Raw genomic sequence first — 23,181 nt, forward strand, 5'->3', positions numbered from 1 at the left:
GATCCGTGAGGGAAGTGGCCGAACACCCGAAGACGTCCGCCGAAGAGGTGTCCGAGCTGCGCCGCGCCGGAGCACCCAAACACTGCGGATGGTGCGGCCGACGGCTCGAACAGGGCGGCAACGTCGGCAGGCGCCGTCGCTACTGCGGGCAATCGTGCCGTCAGCGTGCCTACGAGCGCCGCACCGCCCTCCAGCGCAGCGGCCTCCCCGAAGACGCCGTCGTCCTCTCCGATACCGAGATCGCCACCCTGCAGGACAGGCTCTTCCAGCTCCGGTGCGCCGCCGAAGACGTCGTCACCGCGGCCGACGACGGCGCTTCCGTCGCCGAACTCCGCGGCCTCGCCGGCGAAATCGCCCAGGCCGCCAAGGACCTCGAACAGCTCCGCTGAGCTACAAGATCCCGTCCAGCGCCCGGTACGTCCGGTTGCTCGCGGCCGCCGCACGCTGCTCGCGGCCGGTCGCCTCGATGTAGTTCTGACTGGTCGCGAGGCTTGCGTGCCCGAGTAGGGCCATGATTTCCGACGCCGTCGCACCGTCTTCCGCCAGCCGAGTCGCGAAGGTGTGCCGCAACGCGTGGAGGTTCGCCCCGACCGGTACGCGGTCGTGCAGGCCTGCCCACCGATAGCAGGACTTGACCAGATACTCCAGCGCACCGCGGCCGATCGGCTCGCCCGCACGATCCCGGAGGAGGGGAGTGGAGGGCCCGAACCGCTGCTGAGGGAACCGGCGACGGCAGGAGGCCAGGTACTCCTCGATGATCTTCTCCATGATCGGCTGCACCGGGATCGACCGGTCGCGGCTTCCCTTGCCATGGACGTGCAGCCGCATCTCGCCCTGACGGCCGACGAGTGACCGCGCGGTCAGTGCCCGCATCTCCGCGGCGCGCAGCCCGGCGACCAGCCCCAGCGCGATCACCAGGACGTCCCGCTCGGGCCACGGATCCCGCGTCCGGCGCGAGCCGTCGGCGGCGGCCGCGAGCAACTGTTCCGGGGTTTCCTCACCCCTCAACGGTTTCGGCGTCAGCGGAGGCGCCTTCGGCCGCGCGACAGCGCCCATCGGATTGCCCGCGAGCAACCCGTCGGACACGCAGAATGTGAGGAACTGATTCCAGGTCGACCACGCGCGGAGCACCGAACTCTTCGCGTGGGTGTCCGCGAAGGCGCCGAAGGCGTTGCGGAGCGCCTGGGCGGTGAGCATCTCGACGGTGAGTTCGTCAGGGGAGCGGTCCAGCTCGCGGAGCAGAAGAGCGGTGATGCCGGCGAGGTCGCGGCGGTAGGCGTCGGTGGTGTGAGGAGAATCCTTGCGGGGACGACGTGCGGCGAAAAAGGCTTGCTGTGCCTCGGAAACCCTCATGAACATCTTGTACCGCATGGCACCGACAGTCTTACACTGGGTTATATTCTGTTTCATGCATAATAGTGATTATGCATGAAACGGGGTGATGGGTCCGGAACCCCTCGCGGGGGATCTCGGTTCACTCGCCGCCCTCCGGGGCTTTCAGGGAGGGTCGTTTCCGACAGTTTCGCCACAGAACGACCCTTCCTGGCGGTCGGACACCGGGGCGTCGCCTGGGGTCGAGTGGTCGCCAGGCTCAAGCGGCTCAACGAGATCCATTGACGCCTGGCGCCTCCAGCTGATCATCAACGGTCCGCGAGTTCCATATCGATTCGTCACAGTGACGTATTGAGGCCGGGTGATCGGACATCCGTTTCAGGTCTCCGGGGGCGCCCCAGGGCGTCACGGGGATCCGTGGCTGCCAGGTTCGGGGCGGGCTGACAGAAGGCGGGCCCGCATCCGGCACGGGGAAGGAAGTCCTCGCTGCAGGACGCGCGGCGAAAGACCCCTTCGTGACTGCATCAAGGACCCCTCTTGGGCTCTGATGAGCAGGTCATCCAAAGCGCCGATAATGTACATTATGTCAAGTAGGTTGCTGAGGTCCTCCTCGGCCATGTTCCCCGAGAACGGCGCGACCCCTCGCCCGCAAGCCCTCGATGTGCCCCTCTGATGACGGCGATAGGTCATGCGCTCGCGTCGTTGTGGATGCCGGGTTGCGGTCGTCCCGTCTCACACTTGCCTACCTCTGCCCGACTAGCACGCCGGCAGCGAAGTTGCGCTCATGGTCCCAAGGGAACGCCTGTCCCCTGGTGTTGCCACCAAAGCTTCGTAAGTCTAGACTTACGGTTCGTGGAAGCTTACCGAGTCTCGGATGCCACCTGGAGCGCGTTCGGGGATCCGAGTCGGCGCGCGATCATCGAGTGCCTGGCCGAGCGGCCGCAGTCCGTCCGTGAACTCGCCGATCAGCTGCCCATCAGCAGACCAGCGGTATCCCAGCACCTCAAGGCCCTCAAGGTCGCGGGGCTGGTCACCGACCGCCCTGACGGCACCAAGCGCATCTACCAGCTCAATGCGACAGCCGTGGGCGCGTTGCGCGATCAGCTCGACACCTACTGGAGCCGCGCGCTGTCCGCCTACAAGGATGCCGTCGAACAACCCAATGGAGACAAGCAATGAGCCAGGCAACGAGCCCGGTGGTCCGCAAGGAGGTCGTGGTGAACGCCCCGATCGAACGGGCCTTCATCGTTTTCACCGAGCGATTCGGCGACTTCAAGCCCCCCGAGCACAATCTCCTTCAGGTCGAGATCGTCGAGACGGTGTTCGAACCCCACGTCGGTGGCCACATCTTCGACCGCGGAGCCGACGGCAGCGAGTGCAGGTGGGCTCGAATTCTCACCTACGATCCCCCGCATCGCGTGGTCTTCACCTGGGACATCAGCCCTCAATGGCAGATTGAACGCGACCCTGACCACACGAGCGAGGTCGAGGTCCGCTTCATCGCCGAAGCCGCGCAGCGCACAAGGGTCGAACTAGAACACCGCAAGCTGGATCGTCACGGACCGGACTGGAAAGCCGTCAGCGACGGCGTGGGAGGCGACGCCGGCTGGCCGCTGTACCTGGCCCGCTACGCCCAGCTGCTGACCGGGGTCCGCTGATGGCGGCATCGGGCCCTGCCGGCGACATGGTGCCGTCCCCTCGGGAACCTCTGCAGCGTAAGAGCGATGTGCTCGAGTTGCTGCGCTCGGAAACCACCGCGTGGTTGGCCACGGGCGATACCGACGGCCCACATCTCGTCCCGCTCCTGTTCCACCACAACGGTGAGGTGCTCACCTTCGCGACCCTCGCGAACAGCCGGACGGTGATCAACGCGGCCGCGACCGCACGAGCGCGAGCAGCCATCGGCCAGCACTACGACGTGGTCATGATCGACGGCTCGATGGAGATCATCGAGCCCAGTGCCATTGATCCGGCCATCGCCGACTCGTTTGCCTCCCTGCTGCGCGGCGGTCCTGACCCCCGGCATACACCCGGATTCGTCTACCTCCAGCTCACTCCGAGTCGGGTGCAAGCCTGGCGCTCCTTCGCCGAGCTCCCTGGCAGGACCCTGATGCACTCCGGCCGGTGGCAGATCTGACCGCGGACGCGCGGGCAGGTGTGGTTCGATGCCGTGGTGGTTCCTTCCGAAGCCGAACTTGCGGACGCGTTGACCACGGCCACTCGTGCGGCTGTCACTGACCTGTTTCGCGACAACCCCAGCCACACGTTCTACTACGTCACGCTGACCACACCCGGCGAGGCGTTCGGCCCGGCGCTGTCGGCGTGGTCTCACGAGGCACTGGCACAGCGGGCGGACGCCGCCGAGATTCGCTACTCCTACGCCGATTCACCGTTTTCGATAGTGTGCGAGGAACACCTGAAGCCGGTCCGCGACCTGTTCGCCGGCCGGCCGGAGGTGTTCGACATCGCCGACGACGACGCATCCGAGGCGGAGTTCGAGCTTCGGCTGCGCGTGATGGAGACCGCGTTGCGCAGGCTGGCCGACGAAGGACTGTTCGGTGTCGGTGAGGCTCGCGCGAACGTGCTGGTTCTGGCCGAGGTCGTTCCTGACGACGAGGAGAACGTCGCCCGGGCTCGTCGGCTCAACCCACCCGGAGCGGCGCTGGATGCTTGGTTGACCTACTGGGCCTGAATCTTGCCGCGGATTTCGGCTCCCCGACGCTGACAAGGTCATGCACGCCCAGCTCAGCTTGCCACGTTGACGGCCAGGTCGAGGATGTGCCGCACTCCCCTGGCAACACTGTCGCGGTCTACCTCTGGGCAAGCATCTTCTCGCTGATCGAGGCGCGAGGAACGTTCGCGCTAAGGTCGTCCTCCGGAAGCGAACCTGGGGGTTGCCGAAATGTCCGAGAGCGCCGCTGTGCGTGTCGACCCGTCCAACGAGCGGATGTTGAAGGCCTGGGACGGTGACGACGGCGCTTTTTGGGCGAAGCGGGCGCAGCGGTTCAACGACGGTGTCGCTGCTTATCGCGACACGTTCTTCGCCGCGGCCGACATCAGGGCGACCGACCACGTCCTGGACGTCGGTTGCGGTGCGGGGCAGACGACGCGGGACGCCGCACGGTTCGCCAGCCGCGGTTCCGCGCTCGGTGTCGACCTCTCCGGTGAGATGCTGGTCCTCGCTCGTCGGCTCGCCGAGGGGGAAGGCGTTCGCAATGTCTCTTTCGCACAGGTGGACGCGCAGATCCATCCGTTCGCCGAGGCGCGGTTCGACGTGGTGATCAGCAGGCATGGCTCGATGTTCTTCGGTACTCCCCTGGCCGCGTTCTCCAACTTGGCCAGGGCGACGCGGCCGGGCGGCCGTCTTGTCCTGCTGACGTGGCAGCCGTTTCGGCTCAACGAGTGGATCACCACGTTCCGGACGATCTTCGCGGCCGGTCGTGAGGTGCCGTCGGCGGATCTCGCGCTGAGCGACCCCCGGGAGATCGAACAGCTGCTGGTCTCGGCCGGGTACTCCGACGTCCGGTGCACCGCGGTGAACAAGCCGATGTACTTCGGTGAGGACGTCGACGACGCGGCCGACTTCATCGTCGAGCAGCACGGTGGGCGGTTGGGCGACCTGGATGACACCACGCGGGACGGTGCCATCCAGGCTCTGCGGGCCGATCTCGCCGAGCACCAGACCGACCGAGGCGTCTTCTACGGCTCGGCGGCCTGGCTCGTCGAGGCCCGGCGTCCCTGAGCTACAGCTTGCGGGCGATCAAGTAGGCCTGTGGCGTGCTTTCGAACTCCTCGGACGGCTCACGGACGAGGGTGGAGAGCACGCTGAACTTCGCCTCCCCCAGTTGTTCGGTGATCTTCTCGGGCGACAGGCGGTAGGCGTCGCAGGAGATGTCGTGCCCGTACGCGTGCTCGATGTGGCGTACTTCGTCGCCGACCTGGAAGGCCAGGAGCAGGTGGCCGCCCGGGGCGAGGACGCGGTGGAAGTCGGCGAAGATCTCGGGCAGCCGCTCTCGTGGTGTGTGGATGATGGAGTACCACGCGACGACGCCGGCCAATGACCCGTCCTCAATGGACAATCCGGGCATCTCCCCGACCTGGAAGTCCAGGTGTGGGTACCACTTCCGGGCGACGGCGACCATTTCCGGTGAGAGGTCGACGCCGTGGATGTCGAGCCCGAGCTGGTGGAGGTACTCGGTGATGCGGCCGGGTCCGCAGCCGATTTCGGCGACGCGGCCGCCGCCGGTGGCCTGGACGAGTTCGGTGTAGGCGCCGAGCATGGCCCGGTCCCAGGTGGATCCGGCGAGGTGGTCGCGGAGGAGTTCGGCGTAGTCGGCCGCGACCGTGTCGTAGGCGGTGCGGGTGGTTTGGAGGTAGTCGGTCACGGCGGCGACCCTAGCCCCGGGCACCGACAACAATCGTCGCGTACAGGTCTTCGTCGGTGATCACTTCGGGGGTCAATCCGTGGTGTGCCATGGCTTCCGCGGTGTTCGGGGCCTGGCTTTCGCCGGTTTCGATCAGCAGGTGCCCGCCCGGGGCGAGCCATTGTGGGGCTTCGGCGGCGACGCGGCGGTGGACGTCGACTCCGTCGTGCCCGCCGTCGAGGGCGACGCGGGGTTCGTGGTCGCGTGCTTCGGGCGGCATCATCGCGATGGCGTCGGTGGGGACGTACGGGGCGTTGACGACCAGGATGTCGACGCGGCCTCGTAACGTCGCGGGTAGTGGCGTGTAGAGGTCGCCTTCGAAGACCTCTCCCCTGGCTCGGGCGACGTTGATGCGGGCGCAGCGGACGGCGGCGGGCTCGATGTCGGCCGCGTAGAGCCGGATGTCGCCGAGTTCGGCGGCGATGGCGGCGCCGAGCGCGCCGGTGCCGCAGCAGAGGTCGAGGACGACCGCTCCTGGTCCGGCGAGGGTGGCGGAGTGGCTGACGAGGAGTTCTGATCGTTTCCGCGGCACGAAGACGCCGGGTTCGACGGTGATGCGCAGGCCGTGGAATTCCGCCCAGCCGAGGATGACTTCAAGCGGTTCGCCGTCGACGCGGCGTTGGACCATGGTGTCGAGTTCGTCGGGTGTGCGGGCTTCGGCGGTGATCAGGCGGGCCTCGTCTTCGGCGAAGACGCATCCGGCGGCCCGGAGCCTGTCGATGACGGTCACTGGTCTCGCAGTCTGGTGAGGATTCCGTCGAGTGCCTGGCGGACGGTGTCGGGGACGCCGTTGGTGCGCAGGTCGGTGAGGAATTGTTCGTTGAGCCCGCCGGGGGTCATGTGTTTGCCGGTGAGGGTTTCGAGGGAGCTGTTCTGCTCGGCGAGGGCGTGTCCGAGCTGGCCGAAGATGTGGCTGGTGAAGGTGGTCGCCGTGGTGTCCTCGATGCCTTGGTCGGTCATCCAGGCGGCGATGGTGCCGAGGTAGTCGAGGTGGGCGGCGAAGGTGGCGGTGGCGCCGCTGAAGACGTCGAGGTCCTTCTCGGCGGAGGGGACGACGCTGCCGCCGATGCTGTCGAAGAGCGCTCGGGCTTCGGGGTTGTCGGGGTACATCGCGGTGAGGCTTTGGCGGCGTGCGGCCGGGGGCAGCGGAATGCTCCGGACGACTTCGCGGGCGGGGGCGGCCCAGTCACGCAGCCGGTCGAGGGGGACGCCGGCGAGGGCGCTGATCAGGACGTGGTCCGGCTGGAAGGTGAGGTCTCGGAGGACTTCCTCGGCGATCGGCGGGCGGACGGCGAGGACGATGGTCGCGGCGCTGTCGAGGACGGCTTGGTTGCTGTCGCGGACTTGGACGTTGGCGAAGCGTGCCGAGAGTTCTTGGCCGACGCTGCGGCTGCGGGGTGAGAGGAAGATCGAGGGCGGGTCGGCGATGTCCTTGCTGAGGCCTTCGACGATGGCGGCGGTGATCTCGCCCGCGCCGACGAATCCGTAGTCCATGGTCAGGCTCCCGTGTGGCCGTCGACGCGTTCGCGGATGAGGTCGGCGTGGCCGTTGTGGCGGGCGTATTCGCCGATCATGTGGAGGTAGAGCATGCGCAGCGAGAACGGGTTCCCGCCGAGGTCGAAGGTGTCGTCGAGGGATCCTTCGGCGGCGGCTTCGTCGGCGAGCCGGATCTCTTCGAGGAGGATGTCGTAGGCCTCTTCGGCTTGGGTGGCGTCGAGGGCTTCGAAGTCGTGGTCCTTGCCGAGGGCGGGGTCGTAGAGGGGTTCGATGTCCTGTGCGGCGTAGCGCAGGCGGAACCAGAAGCGCTCGACCTTGGCGAGGTGCCGGATGAGGCCGAGGAGGGTCATGTTCGACGGCGGGACCGACGCCGTGGCGAGCTGTTCTCCGGTGAGGCCGGCGAGTTTGTGGAGGAAGGTGCTGCGGTGCCAGGCCAGCAGGGAGGGTAGGAGGGTCCGTTCGTCGGCGGCGGTGTCGCCGGACGGCCGGGTGACCTCGGGGGCGGTCCATGTCATAGCGGCGATCATGCCATCGGGTGACGTGGGGTTCGGGGTGCGCCCGCTGGGGTGAGCGGGGTCACGTGGAGGCTGCTGAATCCTTTCGCGAGGGTCGTGGCTCTTGTAGGGGCCGGGACAAGCTCGGCGCAGGAGGAGGTTGTCGTGGAGGCCGAGTGGCCGAGGGAGTCGTTGATCGTGGCGGCGCAGGGCGGGGACGCGGCCGCCATCGCCGCGCTGGTCTCGGGTTCTCATCCGCATGTGCAGCGGTTCGCGCGGTCGTTGTGTGCTTCGCCGGAGGACGCGGAGGATTCGGCGCAGGAGGCGCTGATCATCCTGTACCGGAAGATCGGCACGCTGCGTGCGACGGGCGCGCTCGCGTCGTGGATGTTCCGGATCGTGCGGAATGAATGCCTTCGGCGGGCCCGCAGGGCGTTGCGTGGCGGGGCTCCGGCGGAGTCCGTCGCGATGGTTTCGGCCGAGGAAGACGCGCTGGATCGGCTGGAGGCGCAGCGGGTGGCGGCGGCGATCGCCGAGTTGCCGGCGGACCAGCGTCGCGTCTTGATCATGCGTGACATCCAGGGACATCCGGGCCGGGTGGTCGCGGACGCGCTCGGGTTGAGCACGGCCGCGATGAAGTCCCGGTTGCATCGCGCGCGGGCGACGGTCCGTGTGCTTCTCGACAACCCCGCTTCCTGACCTTCCGTTGAGGAGTTTTCATGCTCGAAATCGGTTCCACGGTCCCTGACGTCGCGCTGGAGGACACGACAGGGCAGGTCGTGCGGCTTTCGGAGTTCCGCGGTACGGCGAGCGTGCTGATCTATTTCATGCGCTCGACCACGTGTCCGGTGTGCGCCGGCCATGTGAAGGACCTGGCGGCGCGGTCGGAGGAGCTGGCGGCCGCCGGTGTGCGTGTGCTGGTGGCGGTTCCCGAGGGCCGGGCGGAGGCCAAGGCGTGGCGGGCGAAGCGCGGGTTGTCGCTCCGGGTGGTCTCTGGCCGGGACGGCACGCCGCATGAGGCGTTCGGGCTGGCGAAAAAGATGCTGCAGCAGTCCGGCAGCGTGCTGATCGACCGGGATGGGGTGGTCCGGCACCTGCATGTGGCGACCATGCCGACCAGCGCTTACGACAAGAAGGGCATCGCCAAGGCACTTGAGGAGCTCGCCAGGGTGCGTTGACTGAAGATGTGAATCAGTGCTTCACTTCTTGGGTGCCGTATCGCCGTACACCGAAGGTCCAGGAGCGCCTGGACGCCCAGCGTGACGCCGTCCTCGCCGCCGCCATGGAGCAATTGGCCGAGCGCGGGTACGCGGGTTGTTCGGTGTCGGCGGTCGCCGAGCGGGCAGGTGTGGCGGTCGGGAGCGTGTACCGCCACTACCCCACCAAGGCCGCACTGGTCGTGGAGTTGTTCCGCAAGGTCGTCACGCGTGAGGTCGAGGCAGTGCGCGAGGTGTCGGAGCGGCCCGGCACGCCTGCCGAGCGGGTCGTGGCGGTCTTCGACACCTTCGCGAGCCGTGCGCTGAAGACGCCGCGGATGGCGTACGCGCTGCTGGCCGAGCCCGTCGACGCGCCCATCGAGGCCGAGCGGCTGGTGTTCCGGCGCGCCTTCCGTGACGTCGTGGCCCAGCACGTGGCCGACGGCGTCCGGTCCGGGGTGCTGCCCGCCCAGGACGCGGACGTCACCGCGGCGGCGCTCGTCGGGGCCGCCGCCGAGGTGCTGATCGGCCCGTTGACCACCGGCAGCGCGGACGAGGTGTCCGGGCTGCGCACTTTCGTGTTGCGTTCCTTGGGAGGTTCCGATGCCGAGCACTCATGAGGTCACCAATCAGGTCCCGCCGCTGGCGGAGTACGACGTCGCCGCCGATCCGGCCTTGCTGGAGGGGCTGGAACGGGCGGGCGCCGGTTGGGCGGTGGCCGAGGTGCACGCGCTCGGCAGGCTGGCCGGGAGCGAACAGGCCCAGGAGTGGGGCAGGCTGGTCAACGAGAACGAGCCGGTGCTGCGGACTCACGACCGGGTCGGGAACCGGATCGACGAGGTCGAGTTCCACCCGTACTGGCACGAACTGATGGACGTCGCGGTGTCCTATGGGCTGCACGCGGCGCCATGGCGGGATTCCCGGCCGGGCGCGCACGCGGCACGGGCGGCGAAGATGTACGTCTGGGGCCAGGTCGACGCGGGGCACACGTGCCCGATTTCGATGACGTACGCGGCGGTCCCGGCGTTGCGATTCAATCCGGAGCTGTCCGCGCGGTACGAGCCGTTGCTGGCGGCGACGGAGTACGACTTCGGGCTGCGTGAGCCGAGTTCGAAGCGCGGGCTCATCGCCGGGATGTCGATGACGGAGAAGCAGGGCGGCTCCGACGTCCGGGCGAACACGACCACGGCACGTCCGCTCGGGGATGGCAGCTATGTGATCGTCGGGCACAAGTGGTTCACCTCGGCGCCGATGTCGGACATGTTCCTGACGCTGGCCCAGGCACCGGGCGGGCTGTCGTGTTTCCTGCTCCCCCGGGTATTGCCGGACGGCACGCGCAACGGGATCCGGTTGCAGCGGCTGAAGGACAAGCTGGGCAACCGGTCCAACGCGTCGTCGGAGATCGAGTACGACGACGCGATCGGCTGGCTGATCGGCGAAGAAGGCCGCGGGGTGCGCACCATCATCGAGATGGTGAACAACACCCGGCTGGACTGCGCGGTCGGGAGCGCGTCGGGCATGCGGTACGGCGCCGTGCGGGCGATCCACCACGCACGGCACAGGAGCGCGTTCGGGGCGAATCTGGTGGACCAGCCGCTCATGGGCAACGTGCTGGCGGACCTCGTCGTGGAGTCGGAGGCGGCGACGACGGTCGGGATGCGGCTCGCGGCGGCGACCGACCGGCCGGAGGACGAGCAGGAGCAGGCGTTCCGGCGGCTGGGCCTGGCGGTGACGAAGTACTGGGTGTGCAAACGCGGCCCGTCGCACGCGGTGGAGGCGCTGGAATGCCTCGGCGGGAACGGGTACGTCGAGGAGTCGGGGATGCCGAGGCTCTACCGTGAGGCTCCGCTGATGTCGATCTGGGAGGGTTCCGGCAACGTCGCGGCGCTGGACGCGTTGCGGGCGATGGCGAAGCAGCCGGAGTCGGTGGCGGCGTATTTCGCGGAGGTCGAGCAGGCGTCCGGTGCCGACACGCGGCTGGACGACGCGGTGGGCAGGCTGCGCAAGGAACTGTCGGATCTGTCGGATATCGAGTACCGGGCGCGTCGGCTGGTCGAGTCGATGGCGCTCGTGCTGCAAGGTTCGTTGCTGGTACGGCACGGGACGCCGGCGGTGGCCGACGCCTTCTGCGCGTCGCGGCTGGGCGGTGACTGGGGTGTCGCGTTCGGCACGCTTCCGTCCGGAGTGGACACGCGGGCGATCATCGCCCGCGCGGAGGTTTGAGCGTAGGCCGGTGAGTCCTTGTCCAAGTCGGCGGTTTCACCGTCGCTTTCGTGCTTTCCGGACTCTCGGTGCCCGCATGACCACGTGCTGCGGCGGTCCGGCCGATTCCCCCGGTCGGACCGCCGCCGAGCACTGCGAACAGCCGCAGGATTGCGGAATTCGGGTGCATGCAAGGGCTCGCGCTTCGGCTACGTTCGTCGGTCATGGTCGATCGCCGAAGATGCCTGGCCCTGGTCCCCTTGGCGCTGTTCGCCGCCGGTTGCGCGTCGGCGGAACCGACGCCGATCTTCGCCGCGACGAGTTCGAGTCCTTCCGCGGGGAGCGGGCCGATGATCGAGGCGGTGGCCCCGTCCGGCACGCCGTTCGTCGCGGCGGACGGGCGGAATCTGAAGGCCTGTTCGGACGGTGAGTGCGAGGTGCTGGTCCGGACCGGCGACCAGGTCCCCAACGACGGCGGCGCCGGCCCGCTCGCGGTCACGGTCCGGGCCGGGAAGGTGGGTCTCGCCCCGGCTTCCGGCGGGATGGGCGGGGCGGTGTCGGGTCCGCCGGGGATGGTGCACCAGATCAACCGTCAGGTGATCGCCGTGGTCGCGGTGCAAGGTGACGAGGGGATCGTCCGGCTCAACCGGAAATAGTCCTGTACCTACTAGTATGTACAGCATGCATGCGATGCAGTACGAGATCACCCTCCCCGCCGACTACGACATGGGCGTCATCCGCGAACGCGTCGCCACGCGCGGACATCTGCTCGACGACTTCGGCGGCCTGGGGCTGAAGGTCTACGGGATCCGTGAGCGCGGCGTCGACGGCTCGACGCTGAACCAGTACTCGCCCTTCTACCTGTGGCACGACGAGGCCGGGATGAACGCCTTCCTGTTCGGCGGCCCGTTCAGCGGCATCGTCGAATCCTTCGGGCGTCCCGCCGTACAGCACTGGACCGTGCTCGGTTTCGAGGAGGGATCCGCGTTCGGCAGTCCCCCGGTCACAGCGGGAAAGCACGTCGTACGGATCCCCGACGAGACCGACCCGGTCGCGTTCCTCGGCGAGGCTCTCGACGGACTTCGCGAACACCTGCGCCAGGACGGCGCGCATTCGGGGGCGCTCGCCGTCGACCCCCGGACCTGGCAGGTCATCCGCTACAGCCTGTGGACCGGTGAGGCGCCGGAGTCGGACGAGATCCGGTACCGAATCCTCCACCTGTCCTCGCCACACCTGGATCAGCTGCGGCGAGGACGGCAGTGGGATCAGCCGAGCAGGGCGGCGAACAGCGCACCCGGATCGGCTTCGGGCGGACCGGCGGGCCACTGATCCCGGTACGGATACCAGAGCCCGTCCTTGCCCAGCCGCACCTGCACGCCGGTTCCGTGGACAGTGCAGTGGTTGCGTTCCACGTCCAGTCCCTGACCGGGGTCGTCCACGACCTCGGCCAGCGCGGCCCGTGCCCGCCCCATCGCCTGCGGCGGCGGGGTCCACGCGGTTTCCAGGACGTCGAGACCGGCCCGGCCACCGTGCCGCCAGGCCTGCACCGCGCGATCGAAGTCCTCGCCGTTCTCGGCCGGGCGCAGCCTGCCGGCGGTCTCCGGACGCGTCGCGGCCAGCCGGACGGCGTCCTGTTTGCGGGTGAGCTTCGGTTGCGACGCCAGCAATGCACCGGCCATCTGCCCGGCGTTCGCGACCAGCAGGGCGAAGGTCTCGGCCGGGATTCCGGGCGCGCCCGGCACGGTCGGGCCTCCGGTGGGCGCGAACCCGTCGAGATCCGGCAACGGACCCGGCTCGTCGGCGTACGCGCGCGCGGCGTCGATGCCGTCGTCGGCGGTGCGCACGAACCGAGGCGCGTTGCGCCGCTGCAGTTCGTCGAGCAGTTCCCGCTCCCCCTTGCCCCGCATCAGCAGCAGCACGAAGGGATCCGCGTCGAGTAGCCACGAGGCCTGGAACGACAGCGCCGCGGCGTGGCGGCACGGCAACTCCCAGCCGGGACAGTCACAGTCGGGATCGAGGTCACCGATCCCGGGCAGCAGATGCACCCCGGCGTCGTCGGCGGCCTCGACGAGGTCGTGCGGCATGTCCCGGTCCAGCAACGCGGCGAGATGCCCGGCACGCGAGGCGACCCGGTCGAGGAACCGGTCCCACTCGTCGCCGGTCAGCTCCGCGAGACGGACCTCGGTGCGGTACTGCCCCTCCTGGTCGTCGACCACGGCGGCGATCCGCCCCGGGCTGACCGTGATCGGACCGACCCGGCCCGCCGCGGCGTACTTGCGGCCCTGTTTGAGCTGGCGCAGATCCAGCGCGGTGTCCTCCATCGCGCTGATCCACGCGCGGCCCCACCACGAACGCGCGAACTGGCCGCGGCCGCCTTGGGCGCCGAAAGCGGGGAAACCGCGGACGCGGTCGTCTGGCGTGCTCATCGGCGGCTCCTCAACTCGACCAGATCGGCCAGCTCGGCATCGGTCAGTTCGGTCAGCGCGGCCTCGCCGCCGGCGAGCACCGCGTCGGCGAGCGCCCGCTTCTCCCGCAGCATCGCCGCGATCCGGTCCTCGACCGTGCCCTCGGCGATGAGCCGGTGCACCTGTACCGGCCTGGTCTGCCCGATGCGGTAGGCGCGGTCGGTCGCCTGATCCTCCACCGCGGGGTTCCACCAGCGGTCGTAGTGCACGACGTGATCGGCGCGGGTCAGGTTGAGCCCGGTCCCCGCCGCCTTGAGCGACAGCAGGAACACCGGCACCTCGCCGGCCTGGAACCGGCGCACGAGCTCCTCGCGTTTGGGCACCGGGGTGCCGCCGTGCAGCAGCTGTGTGCCGATCCCGCGCTGTGCGAGATGCCGTTCCAGCAACCGCGCCATGGCCACGTACTGGGTGAACACCAGCACCGATCCGTCCTCGGCGAGGATCGTGCCCAGGAGCTCGTCGAGCAGTTCCAGCTTGCCCGACCGCCCGTCCAGCACCGCTTCCGACGGCTCCTTGAGGTACTGCGCGGGATGGTTGCAGATCTGCTTGAGCCCGGTGAGAAGCTTGACGATCCGGCCCCGGCGCGCGATGCCCTCGCTGCCGGCGATCTCGGCCATCAGTTCGCGCACCGTCGCCTCGTACAGGGCCGCCTGCTCGGCGGTGAGCGTCACCGGCCGGTCGGTCTCGGTCTTGGGCGGCAGCTCCGGCGCGATCCCCGGATCGGACTTTCGGCGGCGCAACAGGAACGGACGGACCAGCCGGGACAGGCTTTCCGCGGCTACGGGGTCCTTTCCGGACTCGACCGGTTTCGCCCACACCCGGCGGAAGTCGGCCATGGTGCCGAGCAGCCCCGGTGTCGTCCAATCCAGGATCGCCCACAACTCGGCGAGGTTGTTCTCCACCGGGGTGCCCGTCAACGCCACCCGTGCCGACGACGTCAGCGTCCGCAACGCCTTCGCCGTGCCCGAGCGGTGGTTCTTGACGTGCTGGGCCTCGTCGGCGACCAGCAGTCCCCAGTGGACACTCCCCAGCGGTGCCGGATCGGCACGGAGGGTGCCGTAGGTCGTGAGCACGAAACCTCCGTCGAGGTCTTCGAGCGAGCGCTCGGTGCCATGGAACCGGCGCACCGGGACGCCGGGGGCGAACCGCGTGATCTCGCGTTCCCAGTTCCCCAGCAGCGAAGCCGGGCAGACGACCAGTGTCGGACCGTCCGCACGATGCAGGTGCAGCGAGATCAGCGTGATCGTCTTGCCGAGACCCATGTCATCGGCGAGACAGCCGCCGAGCCCGATCGACGTCATCGCGGTGAGCCACTGCAGGCCGCGCATCTGGTAGTCGCGCAGGGTCGCGGCCAGCCCGGGCGGCGGTGCCTGCGGCTCCGGCGGCGCGAGCAGCCGTTCCCGCAACGCGGCGAGCCAGCCGTCGGTGAGGACGTCGACGCGTTCACCGTCGATCTCGGCCGTCCCGCTCAGGGCGGCGCCGAGAGCGTCGATCGGTGTGAGCGGCTTCAGTGCGCGATCCCGCGCTTTCGCCGCCAGCGCCGGATCGACGAGCACCCACTGATCGCGCAACCGCACGACGGGACGGTGGGCCTCGGCCAGCGCGTCCATCTCGGCCGCGGTGAGCGGTGCGCCGCCGAGCGCGAGCTGCCAGTCGAACTGCAGCAGCGTGCCGCCGGCGAAGAAGGACGGGAGATCGGCAGGCGGCGCGGCACCGCCGCCGACGACGGCCTTCGCGCTCAGGTCGCGGACGAGATCGGCGGGCCAGTGCACGTCGATACCAGCCGTGGCCAGCAGGGGCGCGGCCGTGGTGAGCAGCTCGGTGATGTCGGTGTCGCCGAGCCCGACCTCATCGGGCACCGCGGCGCCGAGCAGGGGTTCCAGCGGTGGCCACAGCTGGGCTGCTCGGCGCAGGGCCAGCATCACGTCGATCCGCGCTCGCGGGCCGAACCGGTCGTCGCCCGCCCAGAGCGCGGCGGCGTCGATCAGGACTCCGGGGTCGGCGAGACTGTACACCTGGACGACCCCGCTGAACCGGCCGGTCGTGAAGTCGTCGCCCGGTGCCTCGATGCGCACCGAGACCCGGACCCCGGAGTCCAGCCCTGCCGCGACCTCGGCCGCCCAGTCCCGCAACTGCGGGACACGATGCGCGGGTGCGGCGGCGAACGCCTTGACGCCCGCCGCCTGCGCGGCCGCGGGCGTGCGGGGAAGGGTGTCGGCCACGGCGTCGAGGAACGCGCGCAGCAACGGATACCGCGAGGGGAGCAGGTTTCCCTCGCCCGGGATCGCTCGGGCCCGCGCCGGCATCGCCTCGGACAGTTCGCGCAGCCAAGTGGCGTCGGCGGGTTCCAGCGGGCCCGCGCGCCAGGCGTCCACATCGGACTCCGTGAGCCCAGGAAGCAGCCTGCCCGCCTCGGCGAGCTTCAACGCCGCCGTGGCCGCGGTGCTCCAGAAACGCGCGGAGGGATCGTCGCTCTCACGAAGCCGCAGCAGCGCGGGAAGCGCCTCGGTCATCGGCAGCCGTACGCACGGCACCGTGGTGACCTCGGGGAGGGCGACTGTCACCTCCTCGGTCCCCGGCGTGTTCCCCTCGGCGTTCCAGAAGACAAATCCGCTGGTCCGAGGGGGATTCTTCGGTTCGAAAACGACACTGCCGAAACCGTCGTGAGACGCCACTCAACCCCAATCTCTGTACGGTGTACAGTTCAGGATAACACAACTCTGTACACCGTAGAGAGAACGTGATGACAGACGCGGACCACACCGGCACGGGCGATCCACGGCGGACCATCGAACTGCTCTGGGGTGTGCGCGAGAAACCCCGCCGCGGCCCCAAGCCGAAGCTGACCGTCGAGGAGATCGTCACCGCCTCGATCGAGCTGGCCGACGCCGAGGGCATCAGCGCGCTGTCGGTGCGCCGGGGCGCGGAGAGGCTCGGCGTCTCCCCCATGACCATCTACACCTACATCCCCGGCCGTGCCGAACTGCTCGACCTGATGATCGACCGGGTCCACGGCGAACTGACCGATCCGCCGGAGAGTCACGACTGGCGGGTCACCATGACGATCCTCGCCGAGGACGCGTGGGAGATGTACCACCGGCATCCGTGGATGCTCCAGCTCACCACCGGCCGTCTCCCGCTCGGCCCGCACACCTTCGCCAAACACGAACGCGAGCTGAGGGCCGTCGACGCGATCGGTCTCACCGATCTGGAAATGGACGCCGTCGTCGCCATGGTCAACGGCTTCGTCCAGGGAATCGCGCGCGGTTCGGTCGAATCGGCGAGTCTCGTGCGGCGGTCCGGGTTGACGGACATGGAGTGGTGGACGGCCAGCGCGCCCGTGCTCGCGGAGATCCCGGAGGCGGACGCCGGGCTGTTCCCGCTAGCGGCGCGGATCGGACAGGCCGCCGGGGAGACGCACGGTGCGGCGAGCGCACCGCTGCACACCTTCCGGTTCGGGCTGGCGCGGATCCTGGACGGGGTCGAACAGCTGGTGAACGGCGGCTCCGGCGTCTCGGAGGTCGAGCTGCCGTCGTGAGGCCTCCGGCCACCGGCACCCACGTCGCGAAAGCCACTTTCGCGACACGTGCGATTACGTGCGAACCCGGGCCTGCGGGCATCGACCAGGCATTTCACCCCGCGAAAGCGTCACTTGCCGCGGCGTCGCAGTGAGCGGTAGACCAGCCACAGCGCCAGCGCCACCGGCGTCAGGACCGCCGTGATCAGGATCCCGCCGAACATCCCGTAGCCGTGCGGATCGAAGGACAAGCCGGTCGCACTGAGCACCACACGGGCGACGAGCAGCACGATCACTGCGGCGACGCAGACAAACCCGCCCAGCACGACGCGTCGGAGCACCGTCCGCGATGTGCTCTCCATATCCGTCACTCCGGGTCGGGAGTGCAGATGGTCAGGAACGACTTCCGGTTCTCGCGCTGAACGGCCGCCGCGTCCATCCAGCCGCTCCGGCCGAACAGGTAGCTGCCGGACGGATGCTGAGGCGACTCGCGCAGTACCTGGGCGACGTCGGCCTTGGCGCCGTTCGCTTTCGGGCCGTCGACGGCGACGCTGACCGAGCCCGCCTTGGTCCAGTCGTACCCCGCGGGCAGCGGTGTCCGCACCTGGAGCGGGTTCTCGGTGTCCGGAAAGGACACTCCGAGCAGGTCCAGTCGCTCGACCCGCACCCCCGGCCGCGGCGCGGACCAGACCTGCTCGGTGCTCGTCTGGGTGCCGGAGTCGAACGTCAGCCGCAAGCCGGTGACGCCCTCGCACGGCGTGCCGGTCCACAGTTTCAGGACGCCGTCGTCGACCCGGAATCCCGCCTCCGGGGGCAGCGACGGCGCGAACTGCGCCTTGGTGTCGCACGCCGCGGTCACCGCCACCACGAGCAAGGCGGCGCAGGCGACGCGCGAACCCCTAGTGATATCCGCCATCGGTCAGTCCCGCGTCTTCCTCGGTTTCGTTGCCGCCGGTGACCTGCTCCCACGCGTAGGAGGCGAGGAAGCCGGCGTAGCCTTCACGCGCCCATTGCTGGGAGTGGCGCTCCTCGTGGTGCAGCAACCGGTCCAGGTCGAGCGATCCCTGGGACGCGCCGTTGTCGTCCTCGTACCAGGCGTGGCCCGACTTCACGACCTCTCGGAGTTGCTGGGCCGGGTCCTTCGCGTCGTCGATGTTCAGCATGAACGTGTCGCCCCACGCCGTTCCGCCCTGCTGGCTGAACTGGTCCTGGATGAGGTTGCCGCCTAGGCCCATCATCATGCCGTTCGGGGTGGTCACCAGGCGCCCGCCGTTGCCGTGCACGAAGCCCACGTCGTCGTCGTAGCTCCAGGAGTTCTCCCGTTGCCGGTCGGTGATCCGCCGCAGCTCCTCGGATCCGTACGGCGTCGGCGCGAAGTCGGTCTTCTCACCTTCGGTCCCGTAGTCGGTGCCCGCGTTCAGGATGTAGGTCATCCGGACCGCCTTGGCGGCGTCGTCCCCGCTGATGTCGGTCGGCATCAGGAAGTACGACTTGAACGTCCCGTCGCCGTCCTCGTCCTCGCGGATCTCTTCCATGCCGTCGAGGACCTTGAAGTCCTCGGGCGTGATGTCGTGGTCGTCGGCGATCTTCTTGATGGTGTCGATCGATACGCCCCGGCGTACGGCGTTCTCGAGCCACTGCCGGTAGTGCCCGGACGCGGGTGGCCCGGTCAGCAGCCCCGCCTCGCGCAGGGACTGCTCCATCTCGATCACCTTGGCGTCGATCTCCCCGCTCTTCTTGGCTGCCGCGAGGGTGGTCGCTCCGTCGTCGCTGACCTTGCCGTCCTGCGCGAGCTGCATCACGCGGGCGAGGGCGACGTCGATGTTGTTCGCCGCCGTGAGGATCGCCTTGGTTTCCTGCTCCAGCTGCTTCTTGATGGTTTCGCGGTGCCGCCGGGACTCGGCGTACTCTTCGGCCTCGAACCGCGACTTCGGGGGTGGGTCGGCGGGCTTGTCGTCGACGAGAGCCCCGTCGGCGGCGATGCGGAACTGGTAGGTGTGGGCGAGGGAGTCGTTGTTGGCGACCCTGCTCTTGAGGGCGGTCACCTCGTCCGACGCGTTCTGCAGGGCGGTTTCGACGGCGGACAGCTCCGCGACCAGCACCTCGGCCTTGTTCCGCGTGTCGCCCAGCGAACCGCGCGCGCTCTCACCGGCCGGGCCGCGCCAATCGGGCAGTTTCCGGGCGTCGTCGAGTTCGTCCTGCAACCCGATGAGCTTGTCCCGCCGCCCGGCCAGGTTGGTGGCCGTCGTGTCGAGCGCCTCGGCGTCCCATTTGCGGACGTCGTCGTAGCCGATCGTCATCCTCCGAAAGCCTCCTTCGCGGAGTTCTCGTTTTCGGAGTAGGTGTTCGCGGCCTTCGTGATCGAGTCGCTCCAGCCGTCGATCTCGCCGGCCCACCCCTTCGCGCGTTCGGTGAACGTCGACGCCAGCGTGGGTGCGTTCTTCGCGGCCTCACCGCCGGGCAGCGCCGTCGCGATCGCCTCCACGCCGTTGCCCGGTTCCACGGCTCTGGCCTGGTCCGCGGCGGATCCCGCCGCCTTGGCCGCGTTCCGCAGCTGACCGATCTGGACCTCGTACCCGCTCACAGCCGCTGGACTCTACTTCAGCTCGGGAGCCTCCACAGGCGATTCGGGCGATTCTTCGACGACCGGAGGACGGGCGAGTTCGGCCAGTTGCCGGACGACGTCGTCGTATCGCGCCTGATCCGCGACGGCACGGGACTGGGCGCGCTCGAGTTCTTCGGCCAGAGCCGTCGCCCGGGCCTCGGCAAGGCTCCTGGCTGTGTGCTCCTGAGCGAGTTCGGCCCGGACGCGGTCCAGGTCTCCACGCAGGGCGGCCGATTCCGCCCGCGCGGCGGCACAGTCCTTTTCGGACACCGTCGCCCTGGCCTTCGCCTCGTCGAGCCGGTCCAGCAGCGCTTCGAGTTCCGCGACCGCCCTGGCCAGCGCCGTGTCCCGCTCGCCGAGCTCCGCCGCCAGCCGGGTCTTCTCCTCCCGGACGGCCGCGAAGTCCTCGCGCAACGTCCGGAGGTCGGAGACCAGCGCGTCTCGGGCGCGTTCGGCCGCGACGGTCGCGGCTTCCGCGGCGCCCCGGGCCCGTTCGTGGGCGGCGACTTCGGCCCACGAACGCCGGCGGGTCTCCTCGGCGTCCTTCAGTGCCTGTTCGGCGGCGCGTTCCGCTTTGGCCTTGGCCATCTTGTCGTCGCGGGACGCGGCCAGCGCGGTCGCGCGCGCGGTGTCGGCCTTCGCCGCCGCCTGGTGCGCGTCCTCGGCCTCGCGCCGGGCCGCGGCCGCGTCGGTTTCGGCTTCGGTGACCCTGCCCAGCGCGGCTTCGGCGGCGTTGTCGAAGCGCGAGCGCATGGCGTCCAGCAGTTCCACGAGCGACGCCGCGGCCGGGGTGAACTCGTCGGAGATCCGCCGGACCTCCAGCAGCGGATCGGCCACGCTCGCCACGGCGGCCGCGCGCCGGGCGCGTGACGCGGCGTCGGCGTGGGTCTTGCTGCAGTAGGCCGAAGGCCTGCCGCCCTTGCGTTTCCCGTCGGCGTCCACCGCGGGCGGGGGCAAGGGATTCTCGCAGCCTTCCAGCGCGCACAGCCGGACCTCGTCGGCGTCCGTATCGATCACCGCAGCAGGGTAGCGCTGCCCGCCCGCACCAAATGCGAGGCAACGCCGGTAGGACCGCCGATAGGGTCGCTCACATGCGTGTCCTGTTCACCTTCGCCGGCGGCAACGGTCACTTCCGGCCGCTGCTCCCCCTTGCCCGCGCGCTCGCCGACGCGGGCCACACGATCGGGTTCACCGGCGAGCCGTTCATGGTCCCGACCGTCGAGGCGACGGGATTCGCCGCGTTTCCGTCGGGGCCCAACCTCGGCAGTGACGGCCGCCGTCGTCCATTGCTGCCCGTCGACAGGGACCGGGAGGACGCGGACCTCCGTGACGGGTTCGTCCGTCGCACCGCACCCTTGCGCGCGAAGGACGTCTTGGCGCTCTGCGAAGACTGGACACCGGATCTGCTCGTCTGCGACGAAGCCGATCACGGCGCGATGATCGCGGCCGAAAAGCTCGGTCTCCCCCACGCGACCGTCCTGGTCATGGCGGCGGGTGTCCTCATTCGTCCCGGTCTGGTCGACGACGCGCTCAACGAGGTCCGTGCCGCTCACGGGCTTCCCCCGCAGCGCAACCTCGAAATGGCCTATCGCCATCTCGTGCTCTCACCGTTCCCCGCGAGTCTCCGCGATCCCCGGTTCCCACTGCCGCCGACCGCACAGTCGTTCCACGATCCCGTTCCCGGACGTGGACCGGCGCCGGACTGGTACGTCGAGGGCCGCCCGACGGTCTACTTCACCCTCGGCACGATCTTCAACACCGAATCCGGTGACCTGTTCGCGCGGGCACTGGCCGGGCTGAAGGACGTCGACGCGACGTGTGTGGTGACCGTCGGGAACCTCATCGACCCCGCCGAGTTCGGCCCACAACCGGAGCACATCCACCTCACGAGGTACCTGCCGCAGGACGAGGTCCTCCCGTACTGCGACGCGGCCCTCACCCACGGTGGTTCGGGCAGCCTGCTGGGCGCGATCGCCCACGGGCTGCCGATGGTGCTGCTCCCGATGGGCGCCGACCAGCCCCACAACGGCGACCGGGTCACCGAACTCGGGCTCGGCATCGTCCTCGACGTCGTCGAAGCCACGCCGGACGACATCCGCGACGCGGTGACCACGGTGCTGCGGGAACCGTCCTACCGGGAAGCGGCAGCGCGGTTGCGCGACGAGGTCACCGCGTACCCGTCACCGGAGAAGACCGTTCCGCTCTTGGAAGGGTTGCTCCGGTGACCACCGACCTCGACAGCGCGATCACCCGAGCGTTCCGCGAGGAGTCCGGGCAGGTGATCGCGACCCTGATCCGGGTCACCGGAGACTGGGATCTGGCCGAGGAATGCCTCCAGGAGGCGTTCGCGCTCGCGCTGCGCACCTGGCCCCGCGACGGTGTCCCGGCGAAACCCGGCGCCTGGCTGACCACGGCGGCACGCAACCGGGCCACCGACCGGATCCGTCGGGAGGCCGTCGGCGCGGCGAAACTGCGGGAAGCCGCCGAGCTGGACGTCCCCGGCGAGCCGGAACGGGACGAGAGCGGAGTCCACGACGACAGGCTCCGGCTGATCTTCACCTGCTGCCACCCCGCACTGCCGCTGGAAGGCCAGGTCGCGCTCGCGCTGCGGACCTTGGCCGGGCTCACCACCGCCGAGATCGCCCGCGCCTTCCTCGTCTCCGAGGCGACGATGTCGCAGCGTCTGGTCCGGGTGAAACGGAAGATCCGCACCGCGGGCATCCCGTACCGGGTCCCGCCCGCGGAGCTGCTGCCCGAACGTACGGCCGCGGTACTGGGGATGCTGTACCTGCTGTTCAACGAGGGCTACTCGGCCAGTGCCGGTACCGATCTGCTGCGGCCCGACCTGTCCGCCGAAGCCATCCGGCTCGCCCGGATCCTCGCGGACCTGATGCCCGGTGAACCGGAGGTACTCGGGCTGCTGTCCTTGGTGCTCCTGCACGACGCCCGGCGTTCCACGCGGGTCGACGGCGACGGCACCCTCGTCTCACTCGAAGACCAGGACCGCGGCCGCTGGAACACCGCCGAGATCGCCGAAGGCACCGAGTTGCTGGAGTCCGCGCTCCGCCGCGGCGTCCCCGGGCAGTACCAGATCCAGGCCGCCATCGCGGCCTGCCACGCGACCGCGGCCCAAGCCTCCGAGACCGATTGGGCGCAGATCGCCGCCCTCTACGGGGAACTGCAGCGTTTCGTGCCCTCGCCGGTCGTCGAGCTGAACCGCGCCGTCGCCGTCGCCATGGCTGAAGGTCCCGAAGCCGGGCTCGTGCTGGTCGACAAGCTCACCGGCAGTCTTCCGGGTTACCACCTGCTTCCCGCGACCCGCGCGGACCTGTTGCGGCGTCTCGGCCGGTTCGAGGAGGCCGCCGACGCCTACCGCGAGGCGTTCACGCTCGCCGGTACCGACGCCGAGCGTGCCTACCTGTCGGGAAAACTCGCCGAAATCTCGTGAC

Annotated in this window: 27 protein-coding genes; 15 read left to right on the top strand and 12 right to left on the bottom strand. The window is 69.3% G+C overall.

Annotated features, from left to right (window positions below; all coding sequences use genetic code 11):
- Nucleotides 1-5: 5 nt before the first annotated feature.
- Nucleotides 6-389: a hypothetical protein gene (locus CVV72_RS08200; protein ID WP_034320669.1), complete on the top strand. Its 384-nt coding sequence runs from the start codon at nucleotides 6-8 to the stop codon at nucleotides 387-389.
- 1 nt (nucleotide 390) lies between these two features.
- Here the strand turns inward: CVV72_RS08200 and CVV72_RS08205 are convergent, their stop codons facing one another.
- Entirely contained in the window at nucleotides 391-1,371 is a 981-nt protein-coding gene (locus tag CVV72_RS08205; protein WP_219151799.1) for a tyrosine-type recombinase/integrase, read from the bottom strand.
- Nucleotides 1,372-2,184: 813 nt separating this feature from the next.
- Between CVV72_RS08205 and CVV72_RS08210 the strand changes: the two genes are divergently transcribed.
- From CVV72_RS08210 to CVV72_RS08230, 5 genes are all read left to right on the top strand, one after another.
- Nucleotides 2,185-2,511, top strand: a complete 327-nt coding sequence (locus CVV72_RS08210) for a helix-turn-helix transcriptional regulator (protein ID WP_255632580.1) — start codon at nucleotides 2,185-2,187, stop codon at nucleotides 2,509-2,511.
- Nucleotides 2,512-2,549: 38 nt separating this feature from the next.
- Nucleotides 2,550-2,990, top strand: a complete 441-nt coding sequence (locus CVV72_RS08215; RefSeq protein WP_255632581.1) for an SRPBCC family protein — start codon at nucleotides 2,550-2,552, stop codon at nucleotides 2,988-2,990.
- Nucleotides 2,990-3,469, top strand: coding sequence for a pyridoxamine 5'-phosphate oxidase family protein (locus CVV72_RS08220; RefSeq protein ID WP_219151801.1), 480 nt, complete (start codon nucleotides 2,990-2,992; stop codon nucleotides 3,467-3,469). Before CVV72_RS08215 ends, CVV72_RS08220 begins: the two co-directional genes overlap by 1 nt.
- Before the next feature lie 18 nt (nucleotides 3,470-3,487).
- On the top strand, nucleotides 3,488-4,024 hold the full coding sequence (locus CVV72_RS08225) for a DUF4303 domain-containing protein (protein WP_219151802.1): 537 nt from the start codon (nucleotides 3,488-3,490) through the stop codon (nucleotides 4,022-4,024).
- Nucleotides 4,025-4,234: 210 nt separating this feature from the next.
- On the top strand, nucleotides 4,235-5,074 hold the full coding sequence (locus tag CVV72_RS08230; RefSeq protein ID WP_219151803.1) for a class I SAM-dependent methyltransferase: 840 nt from the start codon (nucleotides 4,235-4,237) through the stop codon (nucleotides 5,072-5,074).
- A 1-nt stretch (nucleotide 5,075) separates the two neighbouring features.
- On the opposite strand, the gene CVV72_RS08235 is transcribed toward CVV72_RS08230, so the two are convergent.
- From CVV72_RS08235 to CVV72_RS08250, 4 genes are read right to left on the bottom strand one after another with little or no spacing between them, the layout of a single operon-like run.
- Nucleotides 5,076-5,717 carry a class I SAM-dependent methyltransferase gene (locus CVV72_RS08235; RefSeq protein WP_219151804.1) on the bottom strand — a complete coding sequence of 214 codons (642 nt, stop codon included), beginning with the start codon at nucleotides 5,715-5,717 and terminating at the stop codon, nucleotides 5,076-5,078.
- Between the two features lie 10 nt (nucleotides 5,718-5,727).
- Entirely contained in the window at nucleotides 5,728-6,486 is a 759-nt protein-coding gene (locus CVV72_RS08240) for a putative protein N(5)-glutamine methyltransferase (protein ID WP_219151805.1), read from the bottom strand.
- The gene (locus CVV72_RS08245; RefSeq protein ID WP_219151806.1) at nucleotides 6,483-7,250 is read right to left on the bottom strand and encodes an NAD(P)-binding domain-containing protein; all 768 of its coding nucleotides are present in this window, start codon (nucleotides 7,248-7,250) and stop codon (nucleotides 6,483-6,485) included. The genes CVV72_RS08240 and CVV72_RS08245 overlap by 4 nt, the downstream gene beginning before the upstream one ends.
- 2 nt (nucleotides 7,251-7,252) lie before the next feature.
- Complete coding sequence (locus CVV72_RS08250; RefSeq protein ID WP_255632582.1) at nucleotides 7,253-7,768, bottom strand: DinB family protein; 516 nt, start codon at nucleotides 7,766-7,768, stop codon at nucleotides 7,253-7,255.
- A gap of 144 nt (nucleotides 7,769-7,912) precedes the next feature.
- Between CVV72_RS08250 and CVV72_RS08255 the strand changes: the two genes are divergently transcribed.
- From CVV72_RS08255 to CVV72_RS08280, 6 genes are all read left to right on the top strand, one after another.
- Nucleotides 7,913-8,446 (top strand): RNA polymerase sigma factor, encoded by a 534-nt coding sequence (locus CVV72_RS08255; RefSeq protein ID WP_219151808.1) that lies wholly within the window; start codon nucleotides 7,913-7,915, stop codon nucleotides 8,444-8,446.
- A 20-nt stretch (nucleotides 8,447-8,466) separates the two neighbouring features.
- Nucleotides 8,467-8,925, top strand: coding sequence for a peroxiredoxin (locus CVV72_RS08260; protein WP_219151809.1), 459 nt, complete (start codon nucleotides 8,467-8,469; stop codon nucleotides 8,923-8,925).
- A 32-nt stretch (nucleotides 8,926-8,957) separates the two neighbouring features.
- Nucleotides 8,958-9,563, top strand: coding sequence for a TetR/AcrR family transcriptional regulator (locus CVV72_RS08265; protein WP_125677730.1), 606 nt, complete (start codon nucleotides 8,958-8,960; stop codon nucleotides 9,561-9,563).
- Nucleotides 9,547-11,166, top strand: coding sequence for an acyl-CoA dehydrogenase family protein (locus CVV72_RS08270; RefSeq protein WP_219151810.1), 1,620 nt, complete (start codon nucleotides 9,547-9,549; stop codon nucleotides 11,164-11,166). The genes CVV72_RS08265 and CVV72_RS08270 overlap by 17 nt, the downstream gene beginning before the upstream one ends.
- 203 nt (nucleotides 11,167-11,369) lie before the next feature.
- Nucleotides 11,370-11,801, top strand: a complete 432-nt coding sequence (locus CVV72_RS08275) for a hypothetical protein (RefSeq protein ID WP_219151811.1) — start codon at nucleotides 11,370-11,372, stop codon at nucleotides 11,799-11,801.
- A 25-nt stretch (nucleotides 11,802-11,826) separates the two neighbouring features.
- The gene (locus CVV72_RS08280; RefSeq protein ID WP_219151812.1) at nucleotides 11,827-12,474 is read left to right on the top strand and encodes a DUF4865 family protein; all 648 of its coding nucleotides are present in this window, start codon (nucleotides 11,827-11,829) and stop codon (nucleotides 12,472-12,474) included.
- Here the strand turns inward: CVV72_RS08280 and CVV72_RS08285 are convergent.
- Nucleotides 12,411-13,571, bottom strand: coding sequence for an SWIM zinc finger family protein (locus tag CVV72_RS08285; protein ID WP_219151813.1), 1,161 nt, complete (start codon nucleotides 13,569-13,571; stop codon nucleotides 12,411-12,413). The genes CVV72_RS08280 and CVV72_RS08285 overlap by 64 nt on opposite strands.
- The gene (locus tag CVV72_RS08290; protein WP_219151814.1) at nucleotides 13,568-16,285 is read right to left on the bottom strand and encodes a DEAD/DEAH box helicase; all 2,718 of its coding nucleotides are present in this window, start codon (nucleotides 16,283-16,285) and stop codon (nucleotides 13,568-13,570) included. Before CVV72_RS08290 ends, CVV72_RS08285 begins: the two co-directional genes overlap by 4 nt.
- Nucleotides 16,286-16,353: 68 nt before the next feature.
- On the opposite strand from CVV72_RS08290, the gene CVV72_RS08295 reads away from it, so the two are divergent.
- A complete protein-coding gene (locus CVV72_RS08295; protein WP_219151815.1) occupies nucleotides 16,354-17,148 on the top strand; it encodes a TetR/AcrR family transcriptional regulator in 795 nt (264 codons plus the stop codon).
- A gap of 110 nt (nucleotides 17,149-17,258) precedes the next feature.
- Here the strand turns inward: CVV72_RS08295 and CVV72_RS08300 are convergent, their stop codons facing one another.
- From CVV72_RS08300 to CVV72_RS08320, 5 genes are read right to left on the bottom strand one after another with little or no spacing between them, the layout of a single operon-like run.
- Nucleotides 17,259-17,489: a hypothetical protein gene (locus CVV72_RS08300; RefSeq protein ID WP_255632584.1), complete on the bottom strand. Its 231-nt coding sequence runs from the start codon at nucleotides 17,487-17,489 to the stop codon at nucleotides 17,259-17,261.
- 5 nt (nucleotides 17,490-17,494) lie between these two features.
- The gene (locus CVV72_RS08305; protein ID WP_219151816.1) at nucleotides 17,495-18,043 is read right to left on the bottom strand and encodes a hypothetical protein; all 549 of its coding nucleotides are present in this window, start codon (nucleotides 18,041-18,043) and stop codon (nucleotides 17,495-17,497) included.
- On the bottom strand, nucleotides 18,027-19,427 hold the full coding sequence (locus CVV72_RS08310; RefSeq protein ID WP_219151817.1) for a WXG100 family type VII secretion target: 1,401 nt from the start codon (nucleotides 19,425-19,427) through the stop codon (nucleotides 18,027-18,029). The genes CVV72_RS08305 and CVV72_RS08310 overlap by 17 nt, the downstream gene beginning before the upstream one ends.
- Entirely contained in the window at nucleotides 19,424-19,711 is a 288-nt protein-coding gene (locus CVV72_RS08315) for a hypothetical protein (protein ID WP_219151818.1), read from the bottom strand. Before CVV72_RS08315 ends, CVV72_RS08310 begins: the two co-directional genes overlap by 4 nt.
- 12 nt (nucleotides 19,712-19,723) lie before the next feature.
- A complete protein-coding gene (locus tag CVV72_RS08320) occupies nucleotides 19,724-20,749 on the bottom strand; it encodes a hypothetical protein (protein ID WP_219151819.1) in 1,026 nt (341 codons plus the stop codon).
- Between the two features lie 74 nt (nucleotides 20,750-20,823).
- Between CVV72_RS08320 and CVV72_RS08325 the strand changes: the two genes are divergently transcribed.
- Together CVV72_RS08325 and CVV72_RS08330 are read left to right on the top strand one after the other, a co-directional pair.
- On the top strand, nucleotides 20,824-21,957 hold the full coding sequence (locus CVV72_RS08325; RefSeq protein ID WP_219151820.1) for a glycosyltransferase: 1,134 nt from the start codon (nucleotides 20,824-20,826) through the stop codon (nucleotides 21,955-21,957).
- The gene (locus tag CVV72_RS08330) at nucleotides 21,954-23,180 is read left to right on the top strand and encodes an RNA polymerase sigma factor (RefSeq protein ID WP_219151821.1); all 1,227 of its coding nucleotides are present in this window, start codon (nucleotides 21,954-21,956) and stop codon (nucleotides 23,178-23,180) included. The genes CVV72_RS08325 and CVV72_RS08330 overlap by 4 nt, the downstream gene beginning before the upstream one ends.
- Nucleotide 23,181 lies beyond the last annotated feature (1 nt).

This window comes from Amycolatopsis sp. TNS106 (assembly GCF_019330265.1).
Taxonomy (GTDB): Bacteria; Actinomycetota; Actinomycetes; order Mycobacteriales; family Pseudonocardiaceae; genus Amycolatopsis; species Amycolatopsis lurida.

Bases quoted from the DNA above. Each gene is read 5' to 3' on its own strand.
- CVV72_RS08205 (WP_219151799.1), bottom strand. From the start codon at position 1,371: ATGCGGTACAAGATGTTCATGAGGGTTTCCGAGGCACAGCAAGCCTTT.
- CVV72_RS08305 (WP_219151816.1), bottom strand. From the start codon at position 18,043: ATGGCGGATATCACTAGGGGTTCGCGCGTCGCCTGCGCCGCCTTGCTC.
- CVV72_RS08220 (WP_219151801.1), top strand. From the start codon at position 2,990: ATGGCGGCATCGGGCCCTGCCGGCGACATGGTGCCGTCCCCTCGGGAA.
- CVV72_RS08300 (WP_255632584.1), bottom strand. From the start codon at position 17,489: ATGGAGAGCACATCGCGGACGGTGCTCCGACGCGTCGTGCTGGGCGGG.
- CVV72_RS08295 (WP_219151815.1), top strand. From the start codon at position 16,354: ATGACAGACGCGGACCACACCGGCACGGGCGATCCACGGCGGACCATC.
- CVV72_RS08275 (WP_219151811.1), top strand. From the start codon at position 11,370: ATGGTCGATCGCCGAAGATGCCTGGCCCTGGTCCCCTTGGCGCTGTTC.
- CVV72_RS08260 (WP_219151809.1), top strand. From the start codon at position 8,467: ATGCTCGAAATCGGTTCCACGGTCCCTGACGTCGCGCTGGAGGACACG.
- CVV72_RS08270 (WP_219151810.1), top strand. From the start codon at position 9,547: ATGCCGAGCACTCATGAGGTCACCAATCAGGTCCCGCCGCTGGCGGAG.
- CVV72_RS08280 (WP_219151812.1), top strand. From the start codon at position 11,827: ATGCATGCGATGCAGTACGAGATCACCCTCCCCGCCGACTACGACATG.
- CVV72_RS08285 (WP_219151813.1), bottom strand. From the start codon at position 13,571: ATGAGCACGCCAGACGACCGCGTCCGCGGTTTCCCCGCTTTCGGCGCC.
- CVV72_RS08230 (WP_219151803.1), top strand. From the start codon at position 4,235: ATGTCCGAGAGCGCCGCTGTGCGTGTCGACCCGTCCAACGAGCGGATG.
- CVV72_RS08250 (WP_255632582.1), bottom strand. From the start codon at position 7,768: ATGACATGGACCGCCCCCGAGGTCACCCGGCCGTCCGGCGACACCGCC.
- CVV72_RS08310 (WP_219151817.1), bottom strand. From the start codon at position 19,427: ATGACGATCGGCTACGACGACGTCCGCAAATGGGACGCCGAGGCGCTC.
- CVV72_RS08325 (WP_219151820.1), top strand. From the start codon at position 20,824: ATGCGTGTCCTGTTCACCTTCGCCGGCGGCAACGGTCACTTCCGGCCG.
- CVV72_RS08245 (WP_219151806.1), bottom strand. From the start codon at position 7,250: ATGGACTACGGATTCGTCGGCGCGGGCGAGATCACCGCCGCCATCGTC.